22 protein-coding genes and 1 pseudogene are annotated in these 26057 nt (G+C 73.0%); 10 read left to right on the top strand and 13 right to left on the bottom strand.

Annotated elements, in window-relative coordinates; all coding sequences use genetic code 11:
- The first annotated feature begins 69 nt into the window (after positions 1-69).
- Positions 70-855 carry a hypothetical protein gene (locus QOL88_RS20535; RefSeq protein WP_097218119.1) on the top strand — a complete coding sequence of 262 codons (786 nt, stop codon included), beginning with the start codon at positions 70-72 and terminating at the stop codon, positions 853-855.
- 117 nt (positions 856-972) lie between these two features.
- Here QOL88_RS20535 and QOL88_RS20530 read toward each other — a convergent pair whose 3' ends face one another.
- The gene (locus QOL88_RS20530) at positions 973-1767 is read right to left on the bottom strand and encodes a GAF and ANTAR domain-containing protein (RefSeq protein ID WP_097218117.1); all 795 of its coding nucleotides are present in this window, start codon (positions 1765-1767) and stop codon (positions 973-975) included.
- Between the two features lie 295 nt (positions 1768-2062).
- A complete protein-coding gene (locus tag QOL88_RS20525; protein ID WP_097218115.1) occupies positions 2063-3406 on the bottom strand; it encodes a helix-turn-helix domain-containing protein in 1344 nt (447 codons plus the stop codon).
- Between the two features lie 128 nt (positions 3407-3534).
- On the opposite strand from QOL88_RS20525, the gene QOL88_RS20520 reads away from it, so the two are divergent.
- Entirely contained in the window at positions 3535-3687 is a 153-nt protein-coding gene (locus QOL88_RS20520; RefSeq protein ID WP_179878914.1) for a hypothetical protein, read from the top strand.
- Between the two features lie 34 nt (positions 3688-3721).
- On the opposite strand, the gene QOL88_RS20515 is transcribed toward QOL88_RS20520, so the two are convergent.
- Both QOL88_RS20515 and QOL88_RS20510 read right to left on the bottom strand, forming a co-directional pair.
- Positions 3722-3919 (bottom strand): DUF397 domain-containing protein, encoded by a 198-nt coding sequence (locus QOL88_RS20515; RefSeq protein WP_097218112.1) that lies wholly within the window; start codon positions 3917-3919, stop codon positions 3722-3724.
- Positions 3879-4727: a helix-turn-helix domain-containing protein gene (locus QOL88_RS20510; RefSeq protein ID WP_097218110.1), complete on the bottom strand. Its 849-nt coding sequence runs from the start codon at positions 4725-4727 to the stop codon at positions 3879-3881. Before QOL88_RS20510 ends, QOL88_RS20515 begins: the two co-directional genes overlap by 41 nt.
- 86 nt (positions 4728-4813) lie before the next feature.
- Here QOL88_RS20510 and QOL88_RS20505 point away from each other — a divergent pair, with 86 nt between their 5' ends.
- On the top strand, positions 4814-5248 hold the full coding sequence (locus QOL88_RS20505; protein WP_097218108.1) for an ATP-binding protein: 435 nt from the start codon (positions 4814-4816) through the stop codon (positions 5246-5248).
- A 190-nt stretch (positions 5249-5438) separates the two neighbouring features.
- On the opposite strand, the gene QOL88_RS20500 is transcribed toward QOL88_RS20505, so the two are convergent.
- From QOL88_RS20500 to QOL88_RS20475, 6 genes and pseudogenes are all read right to left on the bottom strand, one after another.
- Entirely contained in the window at positions 5439-5951 is a 513-nt protein-coding gene (locus tag QOL88_RS20500) for a hypothetical protein (RefSeq protein WP_097218103.1), read from the bottom strand.
- 86 nt (positions 5952-6037) lie between these two features.
- Positions 6038-7429, bottom strand: coding sequence for an extracellular solute-binding protein (locus QOL88_RS20495; protein ID WP_097218100.1), 1392 nt, complete (start codon positions 7427-7429; stop codon positions 6038-6040).
- Positions 7429-10167 (bottom strand): substrate-binding domain-containing protein, encoded by a 2739-nt coding sequence (locus QOL88_RS20490; RefSeq protein WP_097218098.1) that lies wholly within the window; start codon positions 10165-10167, stop codon positions 7429-7431. Before QOL88_RS20490 ends, QOL88_RS20495 begins: the two co-directional genes overlap by 1 nt.
- A 3-nt stretch (positions 10168-10170) precedes the next feature.
- Positions 10171-10506: an effector-associated constant component EACC1 gene (locus QOL88_RS20485; RefSeq protein WP_257027838.1), complete on the bottom strand. Its 336-nt coding sequence runs from the start codon at positions 10504-10506 to the stop codon at positions 10171-10173.
- A 124-nt stretch (positions 10507-10630) separates the two neighbouring features.
- Positions 10631-11692 (bottom strand): hypothetical protein, encoded by a 1062-nt coding sequence (locus tag QOL88_RS20480; protein ID WP_097218091.1) that lies wholly within the window; start codon positions 11690-11692, stop codon positions 10631-10633.
- A gap of 287 nt (positions 11693-11979) precedes the next feature.
- Positions 11980-13110 (bottom strand): annotated as a pseudogene (locus QOL88_RS20475) (PP2C family protein-serine/threonine phosphatase); the annotation flags it as partial.
- A gap of 204 nt (positions 13111-13314) precedes the next feature.
- Here QOL88_RS20475 and QOL88_RS20470 point away from each other — a divergent pair.
- Positions 13315-13755 carry a hypothetical protein gene (locus tag QOL88_RS20470; RefSeq protein WP_097218087.1) on the top strand — a complete coding sequence of 147 codons (441 nt, stop codon included), beginning with the start codon at positions 13315-13317 and terminating at the stop codon, positions 13753-13755.
- A 157-nt stretch (positions 13756-13912) separates the two neighbouring features.
- Positions 13913-14881: a hypothetical protein gene (locus QOL88_RS20465; RefSeq protein ID WP_257027837.1), complete on the top strand. Its 969-nt coding sequence runs from the start codon at positions 13913-13915 to the stop codon at positions 14879-14881.
- Here QOL88_RS20465 and QOL88_RS20460 read toward each other — a convergent pair.
- On the bottom strand, positions 14778-16124 hold the full coding sequence (locus QOL88_RS20460) for an aminotransferase-like domain-containing protein (protein WP_097218085.1): 1347 nt from the start codon (positions 16122-16124) through the stop codon (positions 14778-14780). The two genes, QOL88_RS20465 and QOL88_RS20460, sit on opposite strands and share 104 nt — an antisense overlap.
- Before the next feature lie 79 nt (positions 16125-16203).
- Here QOL88_RS20460 and QOL88_RS20455 point away from each other — a divergent pair, with 79 nt between their 5' ends.
- Positions 16204-17013: an alpha/beta fold hydrolase gene (locus QOL88_RS20455; RefSeq protein ID WP_097218083.1), complete on the top strand. Its 810-nt coding sequence runs from the start codon at positions 16204-16206 to the stop codon at positions 17011-17013.
- A 43-nt stretch (positions 17014-17056) separates the two neighbouring features.
- The gene (locus QOL88_RS20450; protein WP_257027836.1) at positions 17057-18058 is read left to right on the top strand and encodes an endonuclease/exonuclease/phosphatase family protein; all 1002 of its coding nucleotides are present in this window, start codon (positions 17057-17059) and stop codon (positions 18056-18058) included.
- 73 nt (positions 18059-18131) lie between these two features.
- Here the strand turns inward: QOL88_RS20450 and snpA are convergent, their stop codons facing one another.
- Positions 18132-18806, bottom strand: coding sequence for a snapalysin (snpA, locus tag QOL88_RS20445; protein ID WP_097218078.1), 675 nt, complete (start codon positions 18804-18806; stop codon positions 18132-18134).
- A 172-nt stretch (positions 18807-18978) separates the two neighbouring features.
- Between snpA and QOL88_RS20440 the strand changes: the two genes are divergently transcribed.
- Positions 18979-19938 carry a LysR family transcriptional regulator gene (locus QOL88_RS20440; protein ID WP_097218076.1) on the top strand — a complete coding sequence of 320 codons (960 nt, stop codon included), beginning with the start codon at positions 18979-18981 and terminating at the stop codon, positions 19936-19938.
- Positions 19939-19966: 28 nt separating this feature from the next.
- Here the strand turns inward: QOL88_RS20440 and QOL88_RS20435 are convergent, their stop codons facing one another.
- A complete protein-coding gene (locus QOL88_RS20435; protein ID WP_097218074.1) occupies positions 19967-22063 on the bottom strand; it encodes a PhoX family protein in 2097 nt (698 codons plus the stop codon).
- A 279-nt stretch (positions 22064-22342) separates the two neighbouring features.
- Here QOL88_RS20435 and QOL88_RS20430 point away from each other — a divergent pair, with 279 nt between their 5' ends.
- Both QOL88_RS20430 and metG read left to right on the top strand, forming a co-directional pair.
- Complete coding sequence (locus tag QOL88_RS20430; RefSeq protein ID WP_097218072.1) at positions 22343-24121, top strand: VWA domain-containing protein; 1779 nt, start codon at positions 22343-22345, stop codon at positions 24119-24121.
- Positions 24122-24298: 177 nt separating this feature from the next.
- Entirely contained in the window at positions 24299-26014 is a 1716-nt protein-coding gene (metG, locus tag QOL88_RS20425; RefSeq protein ID WP_097218070.1) for a methionine--tRNA ligase, read from the top strand.
- Positions 26015-26057: the final 43 nt, after the last annotated feature.

The following is a 26057-nucleotide window of genomic DNA, read 5'->3' as shown; positions in this document are numbered from 1 at the left end:
CTCACCCGATCTTGGAGAGCCCGCCCCCGCACGAAGGCGCCTCCATGAGCCCCCGCAGGAGGCACCCCGATGACCCGTCCCCCGGCCACCCGTGCCCTCCTGGCCTCCGCGCTGTCCGCGACCGCCCTGCTCGCCACGGCCGGCTGCTCCGTCGACGACGAGCCGCGGCCCCGGTGGTTCTCCGCCTCCGCGTCCGCGTCCGGCGCGTCACCCGCCGGCGAGCAGCCCGCCGGTTCCGGGGCCGCCCTCACCGAGGCGCAGGCCCGGGCGGCCCTGGTCACCGAGGCCGACCTCGGGGAGCCGTGGGCGCCGACCCGGGGCGCGCGCACCTGGCGGGACGGGCTGCTCAAGGCCACCACGGAGGACCGCGACTGCCAGCGGCTGCTGGACGCCCTCTACACGGAGGAGCCGTTCGGCACGCCGAAGGGCCCGCAGGCGACGTCCTCGCTCGACGACGGCGACACCGACGCCCAGTTGCACTACCGGGTCACCGCCCACCCCCCGGCCGACGTGGACCGCACGCTGGACTGGATGAAGTCGCTGCCCGGCAGGTGCGGCCAGTTCACGGCCGCGACCACCCGCGGCGGCATCCAGGGCGTGGAGGTCGGCGACCTGCCGCTGCCGCCGGTGGGAGACGCCCGGCAGGCCCTGCGGGTCACGCTGGCCGGCGAGACGGAGGAGGGGGAGCTGACGTACCTCACGGTCGACCTCGCCGCCGTCCGCGTCGGCGAGGAGACGATCACCCTCACCAACGCGGGCCTCGACGAGGTGTACGCGGAGGTCACCCAACAGGCCGTGCAGCTCGGGGCGCAGCGACTGGCCGACATCAGGAAACAGGGCCGGGCGCAGATCTGACGGCCCCCGGTCCTGGGAGCCATGACCGGGCCTGAGGGCCGGCCGGGACCGGATCTCAGGCCGGGACCGAATCTCAGGGCCGGGAGCGATCGCAGGGTCAAGACCGGATCTCAGGGGTCAGGACCGGTCGAAGCGCGTGCGGTGGGCGATCACGTCTCGGGCCACGTCCAGGGCCGTACGCCCGCGCGCGAAGGCGTCGGCCCGTAGCCGCGCCAGCGCGTCGTCCGCGCCGACGCCGAGCTGCGCCATGATCATGCCGACGGCCTGGTAGACCTCGTCGTGGTCGGAGGCCAGGCCGCTCAGCCAGTCGTCCTCCCCGTCCCCCGTCTCCGGCTCGTCGCCGTGCGGGAGTGCCATCAGGGCCACGGTCATCACGCCGGCCACGATCCGGGCCACGTGCAGCTGGCGATCGGTGAGGGCTCCGGGGCGGTCGCGGTACAGGTCGAGCGTGCCCACGCACGCCGCGCCGCTGCCCAGCGGAACCGCGTACACGGCCCGTACCCCGGCCTCCGTCGCCTGCTGGGCGAAGACCGGCCAGCGTCCCGCGTCGCGGCCGGTGGTCAGGTCGCAGGCCAGCACGGGCGCACCGCCCTCCACGGCGCTCTGGCAGGGGCCGTCGCCCAGCGTCGCCTGGATCTGCGACAGGTGCGCGGCCTGCGGGCTGCTCGCGCTCAGCTGCACGGGCATGCCCTCGCTGCGCAACGACACGCTCGCGCCGATCACCGGCAGCAGTTCCACCGCCACCTCGCACAGCCGCCCCGGAACCTCTCCGGGCTCGGCGCCCCGCACGCCTCTGGCGATCACGTCGGCGGCCCGGGCTCCGTCCGGGTCCCCACCCCTGGTGCGGCCGTGGCCCTGGGCGCCGTCGCTGTCGGAGGCGCCTCGGGGATCGTCCCTGGGCCGCACGACCACCGCCTCCTTCGATCACCGCGGCCGATCGCAGCACGCGACCACAGCACGCGACCGCATCCGGGCCCGGTGCCCGCCCGGCACCGGGCCCGGCACCCGCCCGGATCACTCCGAGCCCTCCTGGAACCGTGGCCCGAGTACCCGTTGCAGGGGGGCAAAACCCCCGGGTGGAGCGTCGCCGTGAGGGCCGGGGCCGCGGTGCTTGTCGTACGGGTTGTCCGGCTGCCGCACCCGCCGTAGGGAGGTCGCGTCGACGACCGGTGACTGACCCGCGCGGCTGTACGAGGGCCCTGCCTTCTCACAGCGGAGGCTGAGCGGGGGCGGGCCCGAGGGTGGTGGTGCCGGGGGCCGTGCGGTGCCCGAGGCCCGTCCGGTAGGCGTCCAGGGCAGCTTCCACCCGCCCGGTGCGCCGCAGCAGGTCCCCGAGCAGCCGGCACAGGTCGGCCAGGTCACCGGCGGCGCCCGCCCGTTCCAGCAGGCTCAGGGCGCGGACGTAGTGCTCCTCGGCGTCCTCCGTGCGGCGGGCGTCCTCGGCGATGATGCCGAGCAGGCGGTGCGCGGCGGCGGAGTGGACGGCGCCGCGCTCGGGGGACAGCTGCCCGAGGACGTCGTGCAGCAGGGCCGCCGCCTCGTCGGACCGGCCGCGCCGGTGCAGCACGTCGGCCAGCTCCACGGCGACCTGGCTGCTGTAGAGGGCGGCGCGGCTGGCCGACAGCATGCCGAGGGCCTGCCGCAGTTCCTCCTCGGCGCGTTCCAGCCGGCCGTCCTGGGCGTAGACGTAGCCGCGCATCCAGTGGCAGTTGGCGAGCTCGGTGCGGATCTGCAGGGTCCGGTACAGCTCGGCGGCCTTGGCCAGGGAGGCGTCGGCCTCGGCGAGACGGCCCTCGGCGACCAGGGTGCGGGCGACGGACCGGTGCATGCGGGCGACCAGGGCGGGATCTTCCGACCGGGGGGCGAGGGCCAGGGCGAATTCGGCGGCCTGGGCGGCCCGGGCGTGCGCGCCCATGTCCATGTAGGGGCCGATGGCGCTGGCGTAGAGCAGGAGGAGGGCGTCCGGGTCGTGCAGGCCGCCGCGGTTGAGTTCGTCGAGGGTGCTCTCCAGCAGGTAGACGGCGTAGCGGAGTTCACCGGCGAGGTAGTGGGCCACGGCCCGGCCGCGCAGGGCCGGGACGCGGGCGGGCAGCGGGGCGCCGGCCAGGCATTCCTCGGCCCGCTCGAAGTACTGCCGGCCGGCCACGAGTTCGCCCGTCTCCAGGGCGCACTCGCCGAGCCCGAGCAGCGCGGCGGACTGCTCCGCGGTCAGATGGTTCGCCTCGGCCTCGACGAGCAGCTCGGCGTACTGCTCCGCCGCCGCCTCGGCCTCGCCGAGGGCTAGGGTGCGCCGGGCCTCGGTCAGCCGCAGCCGCAGTCCGGTGACGAGCCGGGCGGAGTGCCCGCCGGCGAGTTCGTCGAAGGCGACGCCGAGGCGCTCCGCGAGATGCCGCAGGGCGTCGTCCGAGGGGCGCACCCGGCCGGACTCCAGGGTGGAGATGTAGGCCGGTGTGTACACGGGTTCCGCCAACTGCCGCTGTGTCAGTCCGCGTTCCACACGCAACCGCTGCACCCGGCGGCCGATGGTCCCCGGATCATCGCGCTCCCCCACGCCAACTCCCCCTGCGCCTCTTGCCGTTAGACCTTCACCGCCCCTAGGTTAAACGGAGTGTTAAGCCGCATTGTCGAACGTGCTTAACACGTTGCCGCCGTAGTCGCCGCCCCAGTTGCGAGGTCGCCGTGCTCGAACGCACACGCACCGCCGAGCGGTACGCCCGAGGCTTCACCGCAGCCCTCGTGGCCGTGGCGACGCTGCTGCTCGCGGCGAACGCGGGGCCGGCGAGAGCGGAGGCCCCGCAGCCCGAGCAGCGGACCGTCGCCGACTCCCGCTGAGCGCCGGGTCATGACCTGCTGGTGCCGGTCCCCTTCAGGACGCGCTGACGTATGTCACGAAGTCGGCGTAGGCCTCCGGAGAGACGGTGAGGATGCCGGCCTCGGGGTTCTTGGAGTCGCGGACACCGACGCCGGGCCTGAGGTCGGCGACCTCGACGCATTCGCCACCGCTGCTGCCGCTGTACGACGACCTATGCCACTGCGCACGCGTCAGGTCCGGGCTGCTCCCCATAGCGTTCCTCCATCACGCGGGCGATCAAGGCCGCCGACTCCCCCTCGGAGAGGGCATCGGCCTGTAGGCGAGCGTAGCCGACCGAACGTTCCCTGATCAGCTGAGGATTGGCCGTCATATGACCTTGGTCGTAGCTCTCGCTGTAGTGGATGTCCGGGTCGTCATCGAACCGCAGGAGGGTGAATGAGCCCATCATCGCCGCGTGCTGTCCGGCCGAGAACGGCAGGATCTGGAGGTGCGTCCACGGCTGCCCGACGAGGCCCAACAGGTGCGCCAGTTGGCTTCGCATGACGTCACGACTGCCGATCTCCCGGTAAAGCGCCGCCTCGTCCAGCACCGTCCACAGCGCCGGGGGCTGCTCGCGCTCCAAGATGCGCTGTCGTTCCCTGCGAGCCGCCACCATCTCGTCGAGCTTCTCCTTCTGCTCGACACCCAGTACGGCCCGGGCGTAGGCCTCCGTCTGAAGGAGGCCGTACACCAACTGGCACTGATACGTGGAGATGTAGGACGCGCTGCGCTCCATCTCCGCATACGCCTGGAACCACGTCGGCAACTGACTCCGCAGAACCAGCCCCACCAACCGCGAGAAACAGCCGTCCGTCATCAGCGCCGCATCCGCGCGCTCCGCGAACTCTCTGGTCGGGACCTTGTGCGCGGTCTCGATCTGGCCGACGAGAGAACCCGTGCAGAAGATGCAGTTGCCCAGTTCCTGCTGGGACAGCCCCGCGCCCTCCCGGTGGCGGCGTAACTCCGAGCCGAAGTAGTCCAACGGCGAGGCGGTGGGGTCGAGTCGGCGGATGTTGGGCATGGCGCGGTCACCCCCGGGTCCGAACGCCCTGCGGCGTTCATTTCGGTCTGTAGCCGAGAGTAACCACACCACTCCACGCTGGTGGCATGAATCACGTAACCCACCAGCCGGGGCCAGGACTTGGCTCCAGGTATGGCGTCGAATTCACCCTCGGTGAGCACTCCGCCCGGCATCTGCGCCGCATCCTCAGGGTGTATCTCGCCGCCTGGGAGATGGCCGAACTGTGCGACTCCGCCTCGCTCGCCCTCACCGAGCTGGTCGCGAACGTCGTACGCCATACGCCCGACCGGCGCGCCGCGGTGCTGGTGCTGCGGCGGCCGGACGGGCGGGGACTGCGCGTGGAGGTCACGGACACGTGCCCGCGACCGCCGCTGTCCCCAGCTGTGGACGAACTCGCCGAGGAGGGACGCGGCGTGCTGATCGTCGACGCCGTCACGGACCGGTGGGGGTGGGATCCGCTCCCCCACCGGCCCGGGAAGACCGTCTGGTTCGAATGTGACGCCCTCAAGGAATCCGGTTAGCGCGCATTCCCGCGAGAGCGAATATAGCGCCACCCGAAATAGAGAATTCCAGCCGCACCGACGGCGGCGCCTGCCACGCATGTCGCCGTCGCCCACGTGGCCAGGTCCTGGGTGATCCACAGCAGGCTCACCACGACCAGCGCCACGGAGAACAGCAGCCGTTCTCCATGGCCCGGGCCGCGACGGCCGGTCAGTCCCTGTTGGCCGTGCACTTGTAGGTCACGCCCTTCATCTTGATGTCGCGCCAGCCCACCTTCACCGACGCGTCGGCCGGGGCGACATCGGTTCCACCGCCGCCGCCGCTTTCCTTCCGGCAGTAGTAGCCGAGCGCATCGAGCTTCTTGATGTCGCTCATGGCCTGGTACTTCTTGTACGACGCGATCATGGCGGCCCGCCTTTCCGCAGGCGTGGCCTCCTTCGCCTTCGTGTACGCGTAGCACCCGATGCTCGCGCCGATCCCGACCCACGAGGCGCCCTTGGCCAGGGCCTTGCTCAGGCCCGCCGCGCCGCTGCCGATCCCCAGGACCGCGCAGATCTCGTCCGCCCCGGCGCGCAGTTCCGGCTGCGCCGGAGCCGCCTGTGCGGCCTGTGCTCCGACACCGCACAGCGCGCCGGTCATGGCGAAGGCGATGACAGAAGAAATTCCCTTGCTTCGTACGCTCACGAAGTCCGTCCCCGTTTTATTGAGTTGCGTGAATTGCATGGTCAGTGCGAAATCGAGGCTACCTACGGGGGCAGGCCTTCACAATGGAGGAAGTGTGAACATCATCGGGAGGAAATCCAACCGAGTTAACCGGGTAAAACCTTGCTCAATGCCTCGTCAAGATTCTTCGCCACCTGCACGTCACCCACCGAGTGCGGGCCGTACAGGGCGTCCAGTTCCGTGATGAGGGTCTGCGTGACGGCGCCGTACAGGGGCGTGCGGGGACGCTGAACGGCCTCGCTCAGGGCGGGCAGCAGGATGTCCCGGGAGTAGCTGAGGCCGCCCGCCAGCCGGTCGGGCGCCTTGAGTTCGGCGCTCTCTCCGGTGGGGGACGCCGAGGCGCTCTCGGAGTACGCGGCGGCGTGCCGGCACTCCGGAGTGCTGCCGGCAGCCCGGTAGGCCGACGTGCGGGTCGCGGCGAACCCGGCGCGCAGCAGGCAGCGTTCACTGTCCGGGTCGGTCAGGAACGCGATCAGCTCGGCGGCCTTCGCGGCGCGCTGCTCGGAGGTGGAGGAGGTGACGGCCAGGTTCTGGCCCCCGAGCACCGCCTTGCCGGGCAGCCGGGTCACACCGAGGTTCCCCTTGAACGTCTCGTACAGGGACGGGTAGACGTACGGCCAGTGCCGCAGGAAGGTCGTGCGACCCTCCGCGAAGGCGCTGAGCGACTCGGCCTCGCGGGACCCGGTGGCCTCCGCGTCCATGTACGACGGCGCCGTGCGCTCCCGCAGTTCGGCCACCCCGGCCGTCAACTGCGCCTCATCGGCGGCATACCGGCCGTCCTGGTCGGTCAGCGCGAAGTCCGGGACGGCCGAGGCGAACGCCTCGATCGCGTTGACCGTGCGGCCCTCGTAGGCGGCGAGCTGCGTGGTCCACCCGTCCTCGTACCCCTCGGACTTCGGCCGGTCGTTGACGACGTCGATGAGCTGCCGCAGGACGTCCCAGGTGACGCCGCGGCCCAGATCGGTCCGGTAGGTGCCGGCCTTCCGCAGGTGGTCCTTGCGGTAGTACAGCAGGCCCACATCGCTGTTGAAGGGAACCGCGTACCGCTGTCCGTCCCAGAACGACGTGCTGTCGACGGACCGGATGATGTCGCCGGGCGCTTTCACCGCCGCGCCGGTCAGCGGGCGGATCAGGCCGGCGGCGGCGAACTCCGGGATCCAGGTCACGTCCAGGTTCACCACGTCGTACTCGGCCCCGCCCGACTGGAGCGCGCCGAGCAGCTGGCTGCGCTGCTGGTCGGCGGAGCCGGGGAGTTCCACCAGGCGGGCCCGGTAGCCGTGTTCGCCCTCCTTGGCGTTCCAGGCGTCGATGAGCTGCTGGCGGATGCCGTTCTTCCCGGTGACGTCCTGGCCGCTGGCCACCACGATCCGGGGCGGGTCGGTGTCCTGCGGCTGCTCCCGGGCGTCCGTGCCGGTGCATGAGGTGAGCGCGAGCAGGGACAGCAGCGACAGTGCGGCGGCCGTCAGACGGCGGGCCATCATTCCTCCCCCATTCCGGTGCGGGCGACCTCGTCGTGCAGGGCGGGCACGAGGTCGTCCCCGAAGTCCAGGCAGCGGCCCCGGCCGGCCTCGGCGATGCGGGTGGCGGGGCGGTCCTGGTCGCAGCCGGAGCCGCTCAGGGACACCATGGCCACCGGCACACCCGCGCCACGGGCCAGGTCGAGGACGTCATCGAGGGCCTCGCCGCTCAGGCGGCCGTCGTCCTCGCCGTCGGTGAGGTACACGATCAGCTGCGGCCGCTCGTCGTCGGTGCCGCGCTCCCGCATGAACTCCAGGGCGTCCCGCAGGGCCCCCGCTGGATCGGCCTCCGCGTCCCGCACCTCGGCCTTGTCCAGGGCCTGTTCGGCAGCGGGGCGCTCGTGTGTGCCGAAGGGCAGAAGCGCGGTGTGCGTCCGGTCGCCGGTGCCGTGCACCGCCCACACGCCGTACTCGTCCTCCCCGCCGAGCCCGGGCAGGGTCTGCTTCAGGATGCCCGGGCCGCCGCTGGAGCCGTCCCACCGGCCGGCCATCGAGCCGGAGCTGTCGAGCAGGAACAGGACGCGGCCGGGGCCGTGCGCGTTGCCGTAGCGCACCAGGGCCTTTTCCATCGTCGAGGGGTCGGCCCGCCGGGCGGGGCGGACGGACTCGGCGAGGCCCTCGGGGGCCGACGTCGCGTCGAGCAGGCCGCGTTCGCCGGTCGCGGACCTGAAGCCGTGCTCGCCGAGCACCGTCCGGCCGTCCGTCCCGGTCAGCCAGGTGTGGAAGCGGTCCACGGCGTCGTCCCGCGCCTCGGCGTCCCGGTCGCCGTCCTCCCAGCGCACCCGCACGAACGCCGGTTCCAGACCGGGCACGTCGTCGGGGTAGGCCGCGACGCGCGGGACACGGGTGGCCGGGTGGCAGCCGATGCCCGTCTTCAGCAGGAACTCCGGGACCAGTGCCGCGCTGCGACCGTCCACCGCGTGGTCGCCGGGCAGCGTGCACAGCAGCCGCGCGGCCGAGGGCTCGGGCCGTGCGGTCCGGGCGAGGCGCAGCTCCGCGGCGCGTGCGTCGGCCGCGCCGCGTGCCCCGGGCCGGTCGCCGTACAGGCCCATGGTCGCCAGCAGCGCCGAGTCGGTGGACTCCGGGTCGGAGCGGTGCAGTTCCGTCGTCGCGTCGGCCTGTTCCAGGTCGGCGAGCAGCTCGGCCAGCGACCGGCCGGTGGGGTCGAGACCGGCCCCGCGTGCCGTCGGAACGGCCAGCACGACCGGCGAGTACGCGAGGGGCCCGTCCCGTGGCTCCAGCCGGGCGAAGACGCGGTCCTCCCGGGCCGCGGCCGAGGTGACCCGGTCGACGTCGGCGCGGGTGGCGGGGATCCACACGTCCGGCTGCGGGCCGATGTCCCGCTGCGGGTTGTCGTCCTCGCGGGGCTGCTGCCAGGCGTCGGTCCGCTCGCCCAGCGCGGTCACCACGGCCGCGGCACCCGCGCTGTTGACGGTGACGCCGCTGCGCCGGCAGCCGTCGCCGGTGGTGTTGGCGTCCGAGGTGACGTAGGCGTCCGCCGCCGCCCGGATCACCGGCTCCAGGTCGGGGTCGGTGAGGACGCGCAGTTCCAGGGACGGTCCGCAAGGAGCGGAGTCGCCGGTCAGGGCCAGGATGCCGTAGCCGCCGGCGCCGGTGGCGAGCAGGGCGAGCAGCGCGGCCAGCACGGTGCGGCCGGACCGGGCGGCGGACTTTCGAGCACGGGCCTTGCGGCCACCGGCCCTTCGGGCGCCGGCCTCCCCGGCACCGGCCCCCGGCGCATCGGCCTTCCGGGTACCGCCCTCCCGCCCACCGGTCTCCCCAGCCCGGACCCCCCGCCCACCGGCCTCCCCAGCACCGATCTGCCACCCACCGATCTCTCGCCCACCGACACCCCGCCCCCCGGTGTCCCCGGCGCCGCGGGTGAGCAGAGCTCGTAATCGGAGGAGCCAAGGGTCGCCCGGGGGCGGGGGCGGGGGCATCGCAGGGCCCGCCGCCAGCAGCACGTCCGCCTCCGGGTCCCAGGGCGGTGCCAGCGCCTGCGGCCGTTGCGGATCGTCGTCCTCCGCCCGGTACTTCGCCGCGGCCATCCGCTCCTTCACCCCGGCGTACAGCTCGGAGAGCCACACCTCGCCGCCCGCGTCGAGGGCGTGGGTGAGTTCGCGGGTGAACGGTGTCGCCACGTCGGCGTCCCCGCCCAGGATGCAGCGGTTGGACTGCACACTCATCAGCAGCAGGATCTTGTGCTTCTTGCGCTTCGGATCGTCGAAGCGGTGCCAGATCCCCGCGGCGTTGCCCGCGTAGCAGCAGTCGAGGATCACCACCACCTGCTCGGCGTTGCTCTCGGCGAGCTCGCCCAGCACCTGGCTGAAGCTCACCGAGCCGGGCAGCCCGTGGCCCGTGAGCACCCGCGCGGTGCGCATCTGGAGGTGCAGTTCGTTGCCGGAGGTGGAGGTGACGGCGTGCCCGGCGAAGTAGAGCAGCAGCAGCCCTCTGGCCTCGCGGCAGGCACGGCGCAGCGCACCCGTGAAGTCGTCCGGGCTCGGCGAGGCCAGCGCCCGCACCTCGCCGGCGCCGAACACCCCGCCCCGGTGCAGCGCGTCCTCGAGTGTCGTCCGGTTGTGCCGCACGGCCGGGAGCTGGCCGGCCACGCCCTGGGGATCCGGTGCCGTGTGGTCGTATTCGGACACACCGGCCAGCAGCGCCCGGTTCGCCTTGCCGCGCGGGTCGAAGCGGCTCACCGCCTACTCCCCGTCGGGGTCCAGTGGGCGGATCTGCGGATCGGGATCGCCGCCCTGCAGCCGACGGCGGTTGTTCGTCCAGGTCTTCACCGCGCGGGCGGTGTACTCGGTGAGCGCCGCGACCGTGACGACGTCACCGAGAATTTTCATCACGAGCTCGAGGTCGGGCCCGAGGCGTCCCGGGGTGCCGTCCGTGCCGGTCTGCTCCTCGATGCGCAGGTGCCGGCCGGCGAGCAGTTCCTCCAGCGGCTCCTCGCGCTCCAGCCACGTCTTCAGAGCTCTGACGTCATCCACGGTCGCGCCGGCGCCCAGCCGGACGCGCACGCCTAAGACAGCCACTTCGTCCCCCTCTGTCATGTCCGACATCATGACACCGGGTCAGGCCCCGGCGGCAGACCCGTGACGTGACCGGCGAAAGCGATCGCGCGCCCCCTTCACGCCACGCGCACACGGCGCACGCGACTCAGCCCTGGGTCTGCAACTGCCTCAGCTGGCGCTGCACATGGTCCAGTGCTCCTTCGCGCCGCCCGGGCACCCGCCCGCGCAACGCGGCGAGCGCGGCGCCCAGTTCACGGGCGGGGACGGTGTCGTGGACCTGACCCCACTGGTGGTGGGCCCGGTCCACGGCGGCCTCGACGGCCGGGGCGTCCGGCGCCTGCCCGGCGTTCAGACGGGCGGTGGCGATCATCAGCCAGGTGCGGCAGCTGCGGGCGGCGTCCCCGGCGAACATCGCCAGGTCGGCCCGTACCTCGGCCCAGTGCAGGGCCTCTTCGGACGCGGGCCCGTGCGCGATGACGGCGGCCTGCTCGTGCCGGGCGGCGAGCGCGTCGGCGTCCGGGTGCCGGCCGGACTGGACGGCGGCGGAGATGGCGGCGTGCGGATCCCCGCCCGTCGGGCCGGGCGTGCTCAGCACCAGGTCCGTGCCCGCGCTGTCCGGCGCGATCCGGGTCAGCGCCTGCTGGTGCAACTGCTCGACGGGCGGCCGGAATCCGCTGCGCAGGATCGTCGCGACGGCCTTCATGTACGCCGGTGCCGCGACCCTGCGTCTGGACGGCGGGGGCGCGATGCGACCGTGAACGGCGTTGCCGCGCCCCGAGTCCAGCGGGGTGCTCCGCAGCAGCTCCCAGGTCTCGGCGTCGGCGTGCAGGTCGAGCAGGAAAGTCGTGGCGCCGGCCGGCCTGAGCCGCAGTTCCTCCCGGAACCAGTGCCAGGGGAAGGCCGTGTAGCGGGCGGTGGAGGCGGTGGTGCGGGCCAGCGCGAGGTGGGGCAGGCGCTGCCGGCGGTCGAGTTGGAGCTGCCCGGTGACGTAGACGGTGAGGGGCCCGGGGGCCGCGGCGGCGGCGCGCAGCCGGGTGAGGACGGCCTGCGGCTCCAGCGGATCGGCGAGTTCGACGACGTTCGCGGTGTCGGTGCCGGACAGCACCGCGGGCGCGACGGCGGCGAGGACGGGGAGCACCGAGGCGGCGTCCACCAGGCGCCCCCTGCCCACCGGCGAGGCCGCCAGCAGCAGCACGGTTCCGGGCATGGCCCCACCCCCTGTGTCGATCACGTACGTCAGCACCGTAACCGCTGCGGCTGCAAAGGAGGGTCTCAGGACCGCAAACGTCCGCCTTCGGGGGCTTCGCCCCCGGGTCCGCCGCCGGGTCTGCTCCCGGGTCCGCCCTCGGGTCCGCCCTCGGGTCCGCTCCCGGCTCCGCCCTCGGGTCCCCCGGGTCCGCCGCCGGGTCTGCTCCCGGTTCCGCCCTCGGGTCCGCCCTCGGGTCCGCTCCCGGCTCCGCTCCCGGCTCCGCCCCCCGGTCCGCCCCGTGGTCCGCCACCGGGCCCGCCCCCGGATCCACCCCCGGGTCTCCTGCGGACGGCGAACACCGTGGTGTCGTCGCCCAGGCGCCCGCCGCCGTGTCGCAGTGTGCCGTCCCGTACGAAGGCGGCGAGGCGGGCCGGTTCGGCGGTGCCGGGGTCCTCGGCGACGGCCCGGGTCACCTCGTGGGCGAGCGGATAGAACGCGCCGGTGCCGTCCCGGGCCTCGGTCACGCCGTCCGTCACCAGCAGCAGCGTCTCGTCGGCGGCGACCCGCCACCGCCGGGTCCGGGGCGGCCCGGGCGCGAGGTCCCGGCAGCCGAGCGGCAGCCCGGCCCCGGCCGACAGGGTGCGCACCCCGCCCGGCCCGACGGCGAGCGGCGGCTCGTGCCCGAACAGCAGGACGTCCACCGCCTCCCGCTCGTCGTCGGGAAAACCGAGCAGGACGGCCGTGGCGAACCGGTCGCCGTCGGAGCGGCCCAGGGCGACGGTGTGCCCGCGGTGCCGGACCATCCGCGTCTCCAGCCGTTCGGCGACCGTCACCAGCTCCGTCTCGTGGTACGCGGCCTCCCGGAACGTGCCGAGCAGCGCGGCCGCCGCCTCCACCGCCCCCAGGCCCTTGCCCTGCACGTCGCCGAGGAGCACCCGGGTGCCGTGCGGGCCGGGCTGGATGTCGTAGAAGTCGCCGCCGACGCGGGCGTGGGCGTCGGCGGTGAGATACACACCGGCGTGGTCCAGGCCGCCCCAGCCGGGCGGCAGGGGGCGCAGCACGGTACGGCGGACGGTGTCGGTGACGTCGCTCATGTGCAGCGCGCGGTTCTCGTCGCGCACCCGGATCACGCAGGCCAGGGTGGCGAGGATGCCGCCGAGGGCGACGAGGACGAAGTCGGCGCGGCCCGCCCGGTATTCGTGCGGCCAGGTGCTGTCGGCGACGACGTACGTCACCAGGGAGAGGACGGCGAAGAGGGCCGTGCCCCACACCCCGCAGATCGTGGCGGCGATGGCCGGCACCAGCACGATCCAGGAGATCATGCGGAACTCGCCGATGGTGTGGTAGTCGGCCACGGCGATGGCGACGAGCAGCAGCAGCGGCGGCACCCAGGCCACGCTGCGGCCCCGCAGCCGCAGCAGCTCCTGCCGCCGCACGACGTCTCGGCGCCCGGCCCGCGCGCGCCGGACGAGCGGGCCGTGCCTAACGAGCGGGCCGTGCCGGACGCGGTGGCGGCTCACGGCCCCAGCGAAACACGGGCCCGCGGTGGCCGCATCCCGTTCCCCCGCACCGCCGACTTGCCAGGGGCTGCCCGCCGGTGTGCCCTGGATCCAGGGGCAGGGACAGAGAGGAGAGCTGTCATGGCTCATGCGGCACCCGCCTCACGCAGGATGATCACGCCACGGCGCCGGCCCGACGTCTTCGGCGCGCGGACCCACCTCGCCGTGAAGGTGGGCCTGCCCATCGTGCTCGGGCTCACCTACGGCTACTGGGCCGCCGCCATCCGGCGCGACGCCGGGCCCATCACGGGCTGGAACCTGCTGTTCGGGTTCGTCACGGCGCTCGTGTTCGCCGCGCTGTTCGCGGCCGTGTGCGCGCTGGCACCGCTGCTGCGCCGCGAGCTGCACGCGGTGTGCTGGTTCGTCTTCGCGGGCGGTGCGACCGGCTTCCTGTACAGCCAGTCCGGTGCGACCGTGCTCAGCTCCAGCGGCCTGGGGCTCGCGGTGGGGGCGGGCGTCCTCGCGATGGTGTTCTACCGCTACTACACGCATGAGGACGCCGCGGGCCGGCGCATCGGCTGAGGCCGCGAGGGGACCGGGGCACCCGTTCGGGGGAGCCCGGCACCGGGTCCGGCCGACGCCGCTTCTCGCAGGTGGAGTGCCGTGCGGCGCGGCGGACGGACCGGCGGAGGGCGTCGCAGCGCTCGCGGGCCCGGCCCGGGGCCCGTTGCCTGGAAGGGTGTCCGAGCGCGACCGGGCGCCCCGTCCCCAGCAGGCGCCCCCACGAGCGCGGAACGTCCTGTCGGCCGTTCTGCTCACCCTCGCGTGCCTGCTCGTGCCGTTCGGGGCGCTCGCGTCCTGGGCGGCCCACGGGCTCACCGACACCGGCCGCTACGTGCGGACGATGGCGCCGCTCGCCGCCGACCCGGACGTGCGGAGGGCGGTCGCGGACGCCATGGGGGAGGGCGTCATGCGGCAGGCCGGGCGCGAGGTCGACACCGGCCCGCTGCGCGGGGCGGTCGGGCCCTTCGTGCACGACGCGGCCCGTTCCTTCACCCGCACCGAGGCCTACCGCGCGGCCTGGGACGCGGCGAACCGGGCCGTGCACGACGCGGTGCTGCGCGCCCTGCGCGACGACGGGGCCCACGGGGCCCCGGTCACCGTCGACGCCGCTCCCGTCATCGCCCGGGTCAAGCAGCAATTCTCCGACGACCACGTGCCGTTCGCCCATCGCATCCCGGTCACGCACACGCGGATCCCGGTGCTTCCGGCCGAGGACGTGGACCGACTGCGCAAGGGGTACCACGTGCTGGACACCGCCGCCTTCTGGCTGCCGCTCGCCGCCGCCGTCCTCGCGGTCGCCGCGATCGCCGTCGCCGCGTGCCGCCGCCGCGCGGTCACCGCCCTCGGGCTGGGCACGGCCCTGGGCGGCGCGCTGCTGGTCCTCGCCGTGGCGATCGGCCGCCGCCTCACCCTCGCCGACCTGCCCGACGCCCCGCACCGCCCGGCCGCGGGCGCGGTCTACGACGCCCTCACCACCACCCTGCGCACGGTGTCCTGGCTGCTGTGCCTGCTGGGCCTGGCGGTGGCGGCCGGCGCCTGGGTCACGGGCCGGTACGGTCCCCGGCTCGCCGCGCGGCGACATGGGCGAGGGTCCGCAGCGCCCGTCGCAGATCCGGTTCCGGAGCCGACGCGAGCCCGAGCCTGACGGCGTCGGGCGTGTGCCCGGGGGCGACGGCGAAGGCGGAGCCGGGTGTGACGGCGATGCCGTGGGCCGCGGCGGCGGCCGTGAAGGTGTCCGCGCGCCACGGCGCGGGCAGTTCCCACCAGGCGAAGCAGGAACCCGGGTCGGACCGCACGGTGAAGCCCGCCAGTTCCTCGGCGAGGATCCGCTGCCGCCGGGCCGCGTCGGCCCGCTTGGCCGCCACCAGCCGCGCCACCGTCCCCTCCCCGGCCCACCGCACGGCCGCCTCCAGCGCGAACCGTCCCGCGCTCCAGCCGCCCGACCGCACGGCCCGGGCCACGGCGCCGACCCGGTGCGGCGGCACGACGAGGAACCCGGCGGTGAGCCCCGGGGCGACCCGCTTGGAGAGCCCGTCGACGACGTGGGTGAGGGCCGGGGCGTGCGCGGCGAGCGGATCACCGGACTCCCGGAGGAAGGACCAGATGCGGTCCTCCACCACCGGCAGGTTCAGGTCGTGGACCAGCTGGGCGAGTTGCAGCAGCCGCGGCCGGGTCGTCGTCAGGGACGTCGGGTTGTGCAGGGTCGGCTGCACGTAGAGGGCGGACAGCGGCGCCGAGCGGTGCGCGGCCGCCACCGCCTCCGGGAGCAGCCCGGACGCGTCCCCGGCCAGCGGCACCAGCGTGATGCCGAGCCGCGCCGCGATCTCCTTGACCAGCGGATACGTCAGCTGCTCCACCCCGACCCGGCCGCCCGGCCGGACCAGCGAGGCCAGCACGGCGGCGATGGCCTGCCGGGCGTTGCCGGTGAACAGCAGCCGCTCCGGAGCGGGGCGCCAGCCCGGGGTGATGAGCAGGGTGGCCGCGGCCTCCCGGGCGGCCTCGGTGCCGGTGGCGGCGGCCGGTAACAGTGCCTCGGCCAGCACGTCGGGGCGCAGCAGCGGCGCGAGGACGGGGGCGAGCAGCTCCGGCTGGCCGGGGGCGGAGGGATAGTTGAGCTCCAGGTTGACGGGCGTGGCGGCCGGGCCGGGCTCGATGAGCGCCCGCCCTGCCGGGCCGTCCGGTGCGGCCCGTACGAAGGTGCCGCGCCCGACCTCCCCGACGACCAACCCGCGCCGCACGAGTTCGCCGTACACCCGCCCGGCCGTCGACGGGGCGATGCCGCGCCGCCGTGCGAACGCCCGCTGCGGCGGCAGCCGTTGCCCCGGCCGCAGCCGACCGGTGGCGATGTCGTCGGCGATGCGGTCGGCGATGCGCCGGTAGTCACTCATCGGCCGGACTCCCCCTTGGATTGCACCGAGAGCAAAGATCTTATTGCACCGAGTAGTTGGGCGGCCTAGGGTCGACGCCATGGCACCCTTCCTCGCATACGAGGACAAAGGCCCCGACACGCATCGGGTACCCCTGGTCCTCGTCCACGGCCACCCCTTCGACCGCACGATGTGGACCCCGCAGCTCGAGAGGTTCCCGGGTACCCGCCGTGTCGTCGCTCCCGACCTGCGCGGCTACGGCGCCTCCCCCACGACCCCGGCCGTCACGGACTTCTCGGGATTCGCCCGGGACATCGAGGCCCTGCTGGACGAGCTGAAGGTGGAGTCGTTCGTCCTGGCGGGCCTGTCGATGGGCGGGCAGATCGTCATGGACTGCTACCGCCTCTTCCCCGAGCGCGTCCGCGGCCTGGTCCTCGCCGACACCTTCCCGGCGGCGGAGACCCCCGAGGGCGTGCGCACCCGCGACGCCATGGCGGACCGCCTCCTTGCCGAGGGCATGCGCGGCTACGCCGACGAGGTCCTGGAGCGGATGGTCGCCCCCTACGCCTCCGCCGAGGTCAAGGCGCACGTCCACGGCATGATGACCGCCACCGCCCCCGAGGGCGCCGCCGCGGCCCTGCGCGCCCGGGCCCGCCGCCCCGACTACGCCGCCCTGCTGCCGCGCGTCACCGTCCCGGCCCTGGTCGTCGTGGGAGCCGACGACACCTTCACGCCCGTCTCCGACGCCCTGGCCCTGCACGCGGCCCTCCCGGACGCGGAGCTGCACATCGTCGACGGCGCGGCACACATGCCGAACCTGGAACGCCCGGACGTCTTCGATCAGGCGCTGGAGGAATTCCTGGCCCGGGTCGATGCCCGGCAACCTTTCTCCGCCCCACCCCGTCTTTGAGGGAGGATTCGGGCATCCCACCCCGCGAACGGAAGGCCGGGCCTTGGACACCACCGCCGCCGAGTGGACCGCCAGGGACGACGGGCGCGAGCACCGTCCTCCCGGACGGCGGTTCGGCGCCTGGTGTGCCGGCCTGCTGTTCACCGGGGTGAGCGTGATCGTCGGCTTCCGGGCCGCCGACAGCGACGGCATCACCCCCGTCCCCCAGTTCCTCGCCTTCCTCCCCTGGCTGCTCGTCCCCACCGCCGTGGCCCTGCTGCTCACGCTGCTGTCCCGGTGGTGGCTCGGGACGGTGTGGGGCGTGGTCCTGCTCGGCCTGCTGGCCTGGTTCATCGAGCCGTACGGCAAGGCCGACGACCCCTCGGGCCGGCCGGTCGCCGAACTGCGCGTGCTGACCTCCAACGTCGAGTTCGGCCAGGGCACCGTCTCCCTCGTCACCGCCGTCCGCCGCGAGAAACCGGACGTGGTCTTCGTGGAGGAATGCGACTACGCGTGCGACGCGCTGCTGAAGAGGGACCTCTCCCCGGACTATCCGCACCGCCGGGCCGTGGAGGGCGGCGGTTCCGAGGGCTCCGTCATCCTCAGCCGCTTCCCGCTCCGGCCCACCGACGGCGTGCGCGGCACGATGGGCATGCCCGGGGCGGTCGCCGACATCGACGGGCACGCCGTACGGCTGCAACTCGCCCACCCCATGCCCCCGCTGCCCGGCCAGGTGGACCTCTGGCGCCGGGAGCTCGGCGCCCTGCGCGACGCGGCGCGCACCGACCCGGGCACCCCGCTGGTCCTGGCCGGGGACTTCAACGCCTCCCAGGACCACGCCGCCTTCCGCCGCATCCTCGACACCGGCCTGCGCGACGCCTCCCGCCTGGACGGCGCCGACCGCACGGCCACCTGGCCGGCCCGGACGGCACCCACGCTCGGCGCGCAGATCGACCACGTCCTGGTGTCCGAGGACTTCGGGGCGAGCCGTACCCGCATCCTGGACCTGGCCGACACCGACCACCGCGCGGTCGTCACGGACCTCACGCTCCACGAGCGCCGCTGACCCGGCGCCTCTCCGCGCACACGGCTACGGCCGCCCCGCGCAGCAGCGGGGCGGCCGTAGCCGTGTGGGGGTCTCAGCGGGCCGACTTCTCCAGGGCCTTGTCCATCGCCGCCGCCAGGCCGTTGACCCACAGGCGGTCGACACGGGACCGCTCGGTCGCGTTCGGAACGGCGTTGGTGCAGGACGTGCCGGGCCCGCCGCCGGACATCAGCTCACTGCACGGGCCCGAGTAGTGGTCGGGAAGACCGAGGACGTGGCCCGTCTCGTGGGCGGTGACCCGCGTGGAGTCGTACTGCTGGTTCTGCCGGTAGTCCAGGAAGATGTAGCCGCTGCCGTGGCCGTCCGTGGAGGCGTACGAGCCGCGGGAGTCGTTGCCCTCCCGGTAGCTGAAGTCGGCCGCCGACGCGGAGCCGGACTGGAGCCGCACGTTCGACACCGAGCTGTTCCATATCTGCGTGCTGCGCGCTATCTGGGCGCTGAACGTGGGCGCGCGGGAGGCGTCGTAGACGACGGTGACGGCCGCGGTGGCACTCGGGTTCTCGGCACGCTTCTCCGCGACGGACTTCAGGACCGCCTGGAAGAAGGCTCTGCTCGCGTCGGAGTCGGCCTGCGCGGACTGGGACGACTTGGCGACGAACCCGGCGTGGGGCTCCGCGACCGGGGACGCCGCGGCGGGGGCAGCCGTTCCGAGTCCGGCCATCGTGAGGCCGAGGCCGAGAACCGCCAGAGAAGACAGGGACTTTCGCATCGAGGACTCCTTGGGTGGGGTTGAGTCTCACCGGTGAGTCTCGATGCCTGTGCGACGCCTGTGATGATGGCAACCGGCGATAGGACCGCGCTATCGGCTGCCCAATTCACCTGGTTTAGCGATGAATTATGTGGCTGGTTAACGCCGCGATTCCGCTTTAGCCTCACAGAGCATGGAGCTCGAGGTGAGGCACCTCCGCGCGCTGTGCGCCATAGCCGACACCGGCAGTCTGCACCGTGCCGCCCGGCAGCTGGGCGTCGCCCAGCCGTCGTTGAGCACACAACTGCGCCGTATCGAGCAGGAGCTGGGCGGACCGCTCTTCCTGCGTTCCCATACCGGCTGTCGCCCCACCCCGCTCGGCCGTCTGGTCCTGAGCCGCGCCCGTCCGCTCATGGCCGACCTGCACCTGCTGGTCACCGAGGCGAGGGCGGCGGCGTCCGGCGGCGCCGAGCTCCGCATCGGCTCGACCGCGAGCAAGGCCCTGGCGGGCTGGCTGCGCCGGCTGCGCGCCCACGGCCAGAACCCCAGCCTCCACATGAACGTCTCGCCCAACGCCCTGCTCCGCATGGTCGCCGACGGCCAGCTCGACGTCGCCTTCGTGCACGAGGTGGAGGGCAGCCCGCTGCGCATCCCCGCGGAGCTCCGGCAGCGCGTCCTGGTGGAGCGCGAACCGCAGTGCGTGTCCCTGCCCGTCGACCATCCGGCGGCCGTGAAGCAGGAGGTCGACCTGGCCGACCTGGCCGGCGACCGCTGGATGATCGACCCCACGGTCGACGGCGAATGGGACGCCGTTCAGCGGATGTTCCGCGCCGCCCGCGTCAGCCCGCACGTCCTGCACGGCGACTACCACACGGCCGACGCCCTGGTCGCGACCGGCGAGGTGGTCACCGTCTGCCAGCCGACCCGCACCCCCCGGCCCGACATGGCGGTACGCCGCATCAAGGGCGACCCGCTCGGCGTACGGCTGCTCGCCGCCGCCCGCACGGAGACCGACCTCGACGGCGTCTACCCCGCGCTGGAGGAGGCGTACGGGGAGGTGGCCCGGCAGGCACCGGCCTACCGGGAGTGGCTGGGGCGGGAAGGGCCGGCACCCGGGGGCCCGCTCAGACCCCCGAGCCCGGCCCTTCCCTGACCGGCTGCTGCCAGGTGACTCAGACGACTCAGACGCCGATGTCGCGGCCGTCGGCACGCCAGACGGCCACGACCGCCGGCCGGACGTACGAGCCCGGCCCGTCGGGCCAGGCGCTGGCCGGCTTCTCCACGGACGCACCGTCGATCTCGCCCGGGTGCTGCACGGCGACGAGAACGCGCCGGTCCTGGATGATCGGGCCGCAGGTCTCGGCGCCCTTCGGCACGGTCAGGAACTGCTTGAGCTCACCGCGCCGTTCGCCCCGGGTCGCCACGCCGAACAGCCCGTCGTGCGAGCCGAGCTGGGCACCGTCGGTGGAGATCCACAGATTGCCGTGGGGGTCGAAGGCCACGTTGTCCGGGCAGGAGATCTGGCTGACGGCGTCCTTCGGGAACCCGGCGAAGTAGGTCGCGGGGTCGTCCGGGTCACCGGCGACCAGGAACAGCGACCAGGCGAACCGGGTGCTCTCGGGCCGGTTCCACCGCTCGGTGAGCTCCAGCACGTGCCCGTGCTTGTTGGCGCTGCGCGGGTTGGCCTCGTCCGCCGTGGCGTTGGAGCCGACACCGCGGTTGGTGTTGTTGGTCAGCGCGACGTAGACCTTGCCGGTCACCGGGTTGGGCTCGATGTCCTCGGGCCGGTCCATCTTGGTCGCCCCCACCTTGTCACCGGCGAGCCGCGTGAAGACGAACACCTCCTCGGCGCTCATCCCGTCCACGTGCGAGACGGCGCCCTCGGCGGTGGCGGTGGCGAGCGGGATCCACTCGCCGCTCCCGTCGAACTCGCCGTCCTTGGGCAGCTTGCCCGTGCCGTCGATCTCGATGGCGGGGGAGTCACCGGTGAGCTTGGCGACGTACAGCGTGCCCTCGTCGAGCAGGGAGAGGTTGTGCTCACGCACGGAACGGGACGAGCCGCGCTTCATCCGCTTGCTGCCGACGAACTTGTAGAAGTAGTCGAACCGCTCGTCGTCGCCGGAGTACACGACCGGCCGCCCGTCGTGGGTGAGCCGCACGGTGGCCGCCTCGTGCTTGAACCGCCCGAGGGCGGTGTGCTTACGCGGCGTGGACTCGGGGTCGTACGGGTCGAACTCCACCACGTACCCGAACCGGTGCACCTCGTTCGGCTCCCGGGCGACGTCGAACCGCTTGTCGAACCTCTCCCACTTGCGCTCGGACGCCCCGGTGCCGATCCCGTAGCGTTTGTCGGTCGCCCGGCCGCTGTTGGCGAAGTACTGGTTGAAGTTCTCCTCGCCGTGCAGGGTCGTGCCCCACGGGGTGACGCCGCCGGAGCAGTTGTTGAGGGTGCCGAGCACCTTGGTGCCGGTCGGGTCGGCGGAGGTCTTCACGAGCTCGGAGCCGGCGACGGGCCCGGTGAGCCGGAACGCGGTGGTGGCGGTGACCCGCCGGTTCAGCTGATGCCGGGTGACGGCGGTGAGCTTGCCGCTCCTGCGGTCCTCCTCCACGACGACGGCGGACAGCCCGTGCGCGGCCCAGGCGACCTCGACCTGCTCACGGGTCGGGTTGGCGGCGTCGTACCCGCGGAACATCAGGATCTCGTCGGTGTACTCGTGATTGGCGACGAGCAGCTGCCGGCCGCGCTCCCCGGGCAGCGAAAGCAGGGCGAGGAAGTCGCAGTTGTAGCCGAACTGCGCGGCCTGGGCCTTGGCGGTCTGCTTCTCCGGGTCGAAGGCGGGCGCACCGCGCAGGATGGGCTCGCCCCAGCGGATGACGACGTTCTGCCGGTACCCCTCCGGCACGGTCACGGCGTCGGCGGTGTTCGGCGCGACGGGCGCGAAGCGCAGCCCGCGCGCGCCCTTGTGCTTGCGCCGGGCCGCCTCGGAGGCGGCAGCGGCGGACGGGGCGCCGGTGGCCGGGGCGGCGGCGGCCCGCGGAGCCTGTACGACACCGGCGGCACCCGCCCCCGCGGCGGCCACGGTCACCACGGCCGCGGCACGCATCATCGACCGGCGGCCGATCGCACCGGCGATCACGTCACCGACGTACTCGTTGGAGCTGGTGTTGGGCACCTCATGGAAGCAGGCGTCACCACACCGGAAACGACAGGTCATGGCCGACCGGCCGCCGGGATGCGAACCGGACGGTGTTCCGATCAACGGCAGCAGCTTGCGCACTTTACTCTCCCCATGGATGCCCTTGGTGTCAGCGTGACCGTAGGGGCGCATTTGTGCGACAGTCGGGCGCCCGGGTGAACAACGGTTGAACCCACGGGTGACGTACGGGGGTTGAGGCGATTCAGGGCGGCGACACCTGCACGGGCCGGATGCCCCCTTGACAAGGTGGACCTGGCACAACAGACCCTGCCCAAGATCACACAGGAGGGCCGCTAACCTTACGTGTCCGTCCTGGCCAGGGATTGACGGGCTTCAACTCACGCGAAGGGTTGCGCGCACATGGGCATTCTCACTCGGTTGCGGAACGCGTTCGGACGATCCCGCAAGTCACAAACCGCCGAGGCGGAGGGTGCGGCGCAGACCACGCCGACCGAACCGACGACCTCCGAGGACACTCCGACAGCACCTGCGGCGGCCCCCAAGGTCCCGTCCCCCTCCCCGGAACCCACACCGGGTCCGATCGCGAACGTCCCCGAACCGCGCGACGACGAACACGACCTCGTGTCGGCGGCCTTCGACAAGGTCGCGGTCCCACGCCCCGCCGACTCGACGGAGAGCGCCCCGACGGGAGAGAAGGCGGCAGCCGAGGAACCGACGGTTGAGGCGAAGCCGACGGTTGAGGCGAAGCCGGACGCTGTCGCGGAGTCGGCGACCGTCGAGAAGGCGGCTGCCGCCGAGGCCCCGGCCGTCGCGGAGAAGGCGACGGAGGCGAAGGCGGAGACGGCTTCGGCGAAGACGGCTTCGGCGGAGACGCCGGCCGCCGAGGAGCCGACGGTGACGGACGAGGTCACGGCGCAGAAGCCGGCGCCGGTGGAGCAGCCGACCGAGGAGGACAAGTCGACCGCGTCCGCCGAGACGGCCGAGCAGCCGGAGGCCAGCCCCGCGGCCGAGAAGCGTCCCGAGCCCGCGGCACCGACGGACACGAAGGCCGAGGCAGAGCCCGAGGCCGCGCAGAAGACGGCCGAGCCGAAGACCAAGGCCGCGAAGAAGACAGCCGAGCCGAAGGCCGAGGCAGACGCCAAGGCCGCGCAGGCAACCGAGCCGGCGGCCGAGACCGCACCGAAGGCCGCCGCAAAGACCAAGACCACCAAGACCACCAAGACGGCCGAGCCGAAGGCCGCGGCCGAGACGGCCGCACCCGAGCCGGCGGCCGCCGACGGCGATCCGGCCCCACAGGGGCCACCCGCACCCGACGACGAAAGCAGCACGGGTGGTGCGGGCGGGAACAAGACCGCCGAAGGCGAAGCCGAGGCGGCCAAGCCCACAGCCGACGCAAAGCCGAAGCGCAAGACCACACCGAAGACTGAGCCCAAGCCCAAGCCCACGGCCGACACCGAGCCGAAGCCCAAGGCAACACCACAGCCCGACACCGAGCCGAAGGCCGAGGAGGGCCCCGCCCTCCCCCTCACCCGCGTCAAGACCCGCGCCCCGGGCCTGACCACCGCCTACAAGGCCGCCACCACCACCCTCGACTCCCACAACCTCACCGGCACCCGCGCCAGGGTCTACCTCGTCCTCGACCGCTCCGCCTCCATGCGCCCGTACTACAAGGACGGCTCCGCCCAGGCCCTCGCCGAGCAGACCCTCGCCCTCGCCGCCCACCTCGACCCCGAGGCAACCGTCCCGGTCGTCTTCTTCTCCACAGAACTCGACGGCACCGGCGAGATCACCCTCACCGACCACGAGAACAAGATCGACGACCTGCACGCGAGCCTCGGCCGCATGGGCCGCACCAGCTACCACGCAGCAGTCGAAGCGGTCCTCGCCCACCACGACAAGACCAAGGCGGACCCCTCCACCCCCGCCCTCGTCGTCTTCCAGACCGACGGCGCCCCGGACGCGAAGACCCCGGCCACCCAGGCCCTCACCGACGCCGCCAAGACCCACCCCACCGTCTTCTTCTCCTTTGTCGCCTTCGGAGACCCGGAGAACAAGGCCTTCGACTACCTCCGCAAGCTCAAGACGCCCAACACGTCCCACTTCCTCGCCGGCGAAACCCCCCGCGAGCTCACGGACAAGGAGCTCTACGAGGGCGTACTGGCGAACTGGCGCCCGTAACCCTCAGCCCCACCGGCCCACCGGCACCCCCCACCCGCCCCGCCTCACGCCGCCCGCGTCCCACCCCGCAAAAGGGGAGGCGGGCGGCGTACCCATGTCAGCTACGATTTCAAGGTTCCGTAGACGACCGAGACCACGAGATCGTCACCCCACGTAGCGACTTGGGAGCAGCCCGCGATGGCTCGACACCTCATCACCAGCGCCCTTCCGTACATCAACGGGATCAAGCACCTGGGCAACATGGTGGGGTCCATGCTCCCGGCGGACGTCTACTCCCGGTACCTGCGCCAGCGCGGCCACGAGGTCCTCTACATCTGCGCGACGGACGAGCACGGCACCCCCGCGGAGCTCGCCGCCAAGGAGCAGGGCGTCCCCGTGGACGCGTTCTGCACGGACGCGCACCACCAGCAGAAGGCGATCTACGACGGCTTCAACCTGGCCTTCGACTACTTCGGCCGCAGCTCCTCCCCGCAGAACCACGAGATCACGCAGGAGATCGCCCGCGAGCTGAAGGCGAACGGCTTCATCGAGGAGCGTTCGATCCGCCAGGTGTACTCGATCGCCGACGGCCGCTTCCTGCCCGACCGCTACATCATCGGCACCTGCCCGCACTGCGGCTACGACAAGGCCCGCGGCGACCAGTGCGAGAACTGCACGCGCGTCCTGGACCCGACCGACCTCATCGACGCCCGCTCCGCGATCAGCGGCAGCAGCGACCTGGAGGTCCGCGAGACCAAGCACCTCTTCCTCCTCCAGTCGGCGCTCGCCGGCGAGGTCGAGGCGTGGGTCGACGAGCGCGCCGACAACTGGCCGGTGCTGGCCTCCTCCATCGCCCGCAAGTGGCTCACGGAGGGCCTGCACGACCGCGCGATCACCCGTGACCTGGACTGGGGCGTCCCGGTCCCCGCCGACACCTGGCCGGACCTCGCCGCGGAGGGCAAGGTCTTCTACGTCTGGTTCGACGCCCCGATCGAGTACATCGGCGCGACGAAGGAGTGGGCGGACCAGGACCCGGCCAACCGCGACTGGCGCTCGTGGTGGTGGGAGTCGGACGCCGACGTCCACTACACGCAGTTCATGGGCAAGGACAACGTCCCCTTCCACAGCGTGATGTTCCCGGCGACGCTGCTGGGCACCCGCGCCCCGTGGAAGAAGGTCGACGTCATCAAGGCCTTCAACTGGCTGAACTACTACGGCGGCAAGTTCTCCACGTCCCAGCGCCGAGGCGTCTTCACGCACGACGCCCTGGACATCCTGCCGGCCGACTACTGGCGCTACTTCATGATGGCGAACGCCCCCGAGTCGGACGACTCGTCGTTCACCTGGGAGCACTTCACCGCCACGGTGAACAAGGACCTGGCCGACACCCTCGGAAACTTCGTCAACCGCGTCCTGTCCTTCTCCAAGAAGCGCTTCGGCGAGGAGGTCCCGGCGGGCGCCGAGCCCGGCGACGCGGAGGCGAAGCTGGGCGAGGAGATCGCCCGCCTGCTCGCGGAGTACGAGTCCCAGATGGAGGCCATCCAGTTCCGCAAGGCCGCGGCCGCGCTGCGCGCCCTGTGGTCGGCGGGCAACTCCTACCTGGAGGAGAAGGCCCCCTGGCTGGAGATCAAGACCAACCCCGAGGGCGCCGCGCTCACCCTGCGCACGGCGATGAACCTGATCCACCTCTACGCCGTGGTCTCCGAGCCGTTCATCCCGACGTCGGCGCAGAAGATGCGTGAGGCTTTCTCCCTGGAGAACGACACCGCGACCTGGGTCACCCCGGACGAGGCCCGCTCTCTGACCTCCGTCCCCGCGGGCACCGCGTTCACCATCCCGCCGGTCCTGTTCGCCAAGCTCACGGACGAGGACCTGGAGTCGTACAAGGAGCGCTTCGGCGGCGAGTCCGCGTAACCCGCGCCGCGCACCCGCCCCTAGGGGGATCTCCTCCTGGGGG

Origin of the sequence: Streptomyces sp. Ag82_O1-12 (assembly GCF_900182715.1) — a bacterium.
Classification (GTDB): Bacteria; Actinomycetota; Actinomycetes; order Streptomycetales; family Streptomycetaceae; genus Streptomyces; species Streptomyces massasporeus.
The sequence above is the reverse complement of the archived record's forward strand: the minus strand, read 5'-3'. Positions and strand labels throughout refer to the sequence as shown.

Coding starts and splice junctions, on each gene's coding strand:
- metG (WP_097218070.1), top strand. CDS start 24,299: ATGGCTCGACACCTCATCACCAGCGCCCTTCCGTACATCAACGGGATC.
- QOL88_RS20430 (WP_097218072.1), top strand. CDS start 22,343: ATGGGCATTCTCACTCGGTTGCGGAACGCGTTCGGACGATCCCGCAAG.
- snpA (WP_097218078.1), bottom strand. CDS start 18,806: ATGCGAAAGTCCCTGTCTTCTCTGGCGGTTCTCGGCCTCGGCCTCACG.
- QOL88_RS20440 (WP_097218076.1), top strand. CDS start 18,979: ATGGAGCTCGAGGTGAGGCACCTCCGCGCGCTGTGCGCCATAGCCGAC.
- QOL88_RS20505 (WP_097218108.1), top strand. CDS start 4,814: ATGAATCACGTAACCCACCAGCCGGGGCCAGGACTTGGCTCCAGGTAT.
- QOL88_RS20460 (WP_097218085.1), bottom strand. CDS start 16,124: ATGAGTGACTACCGGCGCATCGCCGACCGCATCGCCGACGACATCGCC.
- QOL88_RS20495 (WP_097218100.1), bottom strand. CDS start 7,429: ATGGCCCGCCGTCTGACGGCCGCCGCACTGTCGCTGCTGTCCCTGCTC.
- QOL88_RS20515 (WP_097218112.1), bottom strand. CDS start 3,919: ATGGGGAGCAGCCCGGACCTGACGCGTGCGCAGTGGCATAGGTCGTCG.
- QOL88_RS20480 (WP_097218091.1), bottom strand. CDS start 11,692: ATGCCCGGAACCGTGCTGCTGCTGGCGGCCTCGCCGGTGGGCAGGGGG.
- QOL88_RS20500 (WP_097218103.1), bottom strand. CDS start 5,951: ATGCAATTCACGCAACTCAATAAAACGGGGACGGACTTCGTGAGCGTA.
- QOL88_RS20470 (WP_097218087.1), top strand. CDS start 13,315: ATGGCTCATGCGGCACCCGCCTCACGCAGGATGATCACGCCACGGCGC.
- QOL88_RS20535 (WP_097218119.1), top strand. CDS start 70: ATGACCCGTCCCCCGGCCACCCGTGCCCTCCTGGCCTCCGCGCTGTCC.
- QOL88_RS20510 (WP_097218110.1), bottom strand. CDS start 4,727: ATGCCCAACATCCGCCGACTCGACCCCACCGCCTCGCCGTTGGACTAC.
- QOL88_RS20455 (WP_097218083.1), top strand. CDS start 16,204: ATGGCACCCTTCCTCGCATACGAGGACAAAGGCCCCGACACGCATCGG.